The sequence below is a fragment of the Halohasta sp. A2 genome (genome assembly GCF_056175805.1).
On sequence record NZ_JAQFWV010000225.1, the window covers coordinates 1 to 399 of the forward strand.

A 399-nucleotide genomic window follows, 5' to 3' on the forward strand; every position below is an offset into this window, starting at 1 on the left:
GGCGGCGGTCGAAGAAGGTGCTGTCGAGTGCGGCGTGCCCAGACTGCGGGTGTTGCTGCGCTGAAACGCGCAGCAACGCCCGCCACACCCACATTTTCAGCCGGTCGAACGATTTGTAGATCGTGCTGTAGTCCGGGAGTCGTCCTTATCTAAGCCAAGGATGTCTCGTATCTCAGTCATGTACTTCAGCCGGTTTGGCGTTTCACGGTAGCTATGGCCCTCTTCGAGCCGAATACAGTGCAGAACGACGTGAACCCAGCGGGCGAACCCGCCGCGAGTGGTCAGCGTAACTTTTGAATATCGGTGAGGAACTTTTTGATCCAACCATTCGCAAATCCAAGACGTTGAGAGAGATCTAAGAATGTGTCAGTGACAAACTGTTTGAAATGCTCTTGATTC

General features: G+C 53.6%; 1 pseudogene. It reads right to left on the minus strand.

The window, feature by feature from the left end:
* A pseudogene (locus O2S87_RS18905) lies at positions 1-273 on the minus strand (IS5/IS1182 family transposase); the annotation flags it as partial.
* Positions 274-399 lie beyond the last annotated feature (126 nt).